The following is a 1,632-nucleotide window of genomic DNA, read 5'->3' on the forward strand; positions in this document are numbered from 1 at the left end:
GTGCCTAGAAACTACAGCCGCACAGAGAGCAGAGTTAACCGAGCGTGCTTGGACTTGGAATGACATTGCTACGTATCCCACACTTGTGTAGGGCATGACCGTTTCGCCGATATCGGTGCTGGTAATGTGGATGGCTTTTTCAAATATTTTCAGGAAGTCTTTGCGGTAGTAATCTTTCTCTTTATCGCTGAGTAGGAGATTGTTATCAAAGGTTTCGTAATAGGCTTTGACAGCGCCGAAGTAGTCTTTGATGACTTTGCCTCGTCCATTTTACGGGCGGTTTGGTCGCTGAGGTTCGATTTTAGTTCGCTGTAGCCGAGGTAAATACCGTTGACAAAGAGGCAGAGATCGGGACGGAAGGAAAAGATTTGCTTGTCTTGATAGTTGTATTTGTAGGGCAGTTCTTGAACGACGGAAAAGATATTTTTCTCAAAAAGTTTGCTATCGTGAATTACGCTGTCGTCGGTGTAAAATAGGTGGAGTTTGATGCCTTGCAGGGTAACGGTTTTGTTGGCATTGATAAATAATGCCATGTTGCGGCTACTAGCGACACGTTCTTGGATCAGTTCGATTAGAGCTGCCAGCAATTGTTGGGCGTTGCCGCTATATTTTTTGAGTAGGGTTTCGTATGGCTTTTGGTTGAGTTCCGTAGTAGAGATGAAGGCTTGTAAGTCTTCTTCAATAATTAGGGAGTTGGTGACGGTGTTGGCTTTGATTTCCTGGTATCCTAAGCTTTCCCGAAAGAAGGGGATGAGGAATTTATCTTGCAGTTGTGTTTCGTGCATAGATTATATAATGAGGAAAAGTCAAACTTTGGACTAATAGCACAAATGATCACCATAGAATCAATTATAAGTGAATTAGATTCAGTGCCGGAGTCATTGTTAGTCGAGGTGCTAAATTTTATTCGCTCTGCTAAAAATAAGGCGATCGAAGGATCTAATCGGTCAAGTTTTCAGCGTGTTGCTGGTTTGCACGAGGGGCAAATCTGGATGAGTGATGATTTTAACGATCCTCTACCAGATGAGTTTTGGTTAGGGGAAGATTGATGAAAATTTTGATTGATACTCATGTTTTTATTTGGTGGACAAGTAATGTAAAAATGCTTTCATCGCGGGTTGGCGATCTGTTACTAGATCCGAATACTGAGGTGGTTTTGAGTGTGGTTAGTGTTTGGGAGATGCAAATTAAGTCGTCTTTAGGCAAGCTTCAATTTAAGACGACGTTACGAGAATTAGTGCAAGATGAAATAAATCAAAATCACATTGAAATACTACCGCTTTCTCTATCTCATATCTATACACTAAACGATCTTCCTCAACATCACCGCGATCCGTTCGATCGCATATTGATTGCTCAATCTATGGAGGCAGGTTTACAAATTGTTAGCATTGATGAAAAGTTTGATGCTTATGGGATCGCTCGGATTTGGTAATTACTCAATTACTTTAATTTTGCCTGTGACGACATCGTTAATTAGAGTTTTGCGAAGTTCTTTGAGTTTTTCGATTTGGGTGTTAATGGTTTGGATCAGAAATGTTGAATCCTGAGACAAATCTTCATATAATTTTTGATACTTCTCTGTGAAAAGAGAATCGGTCAACATTTCACGATCTTCTCCATCCAATGAAC

At 40.6% G+C, this 1,632-nt stretch carries 3 protein-coding genes and 1 pseudogene; 2 read left to right on the forward strand and 2 right to left on the reverse strand.

Annotated elements, in window-relative coordinates; all coding sequences use genetic code 11:
* Window positions 1-149: 149 nt before the first annotated feature.
* Window positions 150-785 (reverse strand): type I restriction enzyme HsdR N-terminal domain-containing protein, encoded by a 636-nt coding sequence (locus H6G17_RS32270; RefSeq protein ID WP_199317196.1) that lies wholly within the window; start codon window positions 783-785, stop codon window positions 150-152.
* A 45-nt stretch (window positions 786-830) separates the two neighbouring features.
* Between H6G17_RS32270 and H6G17_RS32275 the strand changes: the two genes are divergently transcribed.
* Window positions 831-1,049, forward strand: coding sequence for a DUF2281 domain-containing protein (locus tag H6G17_RS32275; protein WP_192162817.1), 219 nt, complete (start codon window positions 831-833; stop codon window positions 1,047-1,049).
* Window positions 1,049-1,435, forward strand: coding sequence for a type II toxin-antitoxin system VapC family toxin (locus tag H6G17_RS32280; protein WP_192162818.1), 387 nt, complete (start codon window positions 1,049-1,051; stop codon window positions 1,433-1,435). The genes H6G17_RS32275 and H6G17_RS32280 overlap by 1 nt, the downstream gene beginning before the upstream one ends.
* Here the strand turns inward: H6G17_RS32280 and H6G17_RS32285 are convergent.
* Window positions 1,436-1,632, reverse strand: a pseudogene (locus H6G17_RS32285) (hypothetical protein); the annotation flags it as partial.

Origin of the sequence: Chroococcidiopsis sp. [FACHB-1243], from assembly GCF_014696895.1 — a bacterium.
Classification (GTDB): domain Bacteria; phylum Cyanobacteriota; class Cyanobacteriia; order Cyanobacteriales; family Chroococcidiopsidaceae; genus Chroococcidiopsis.

What these genes read in the sequence shown, in the direction of transcription:
- H6G17_RS32270 (WP_199317196.1), bottom strand. Translation starts at nt 785, where the DNA reads ATGCACGAAACACAACTGCAAGATAAATTCCTCATCCCCTTCTTTCGG.
- H6G17_RS32275 (WP_192162817.1), top strand. Translation starts at nt 831, where the DNA reads ATGATCACCATAGAATCAATTATAAGTGAATTAGATTCAGTGCCGGAG.
- H6G17_RS32280 (WP_192162818.1), top strand. Translation starts at nt 1,049, where the DNA reads ATGAAAATTTTGATTGATACTCATGTTTTTATTTGGTGGACAAGTAAT.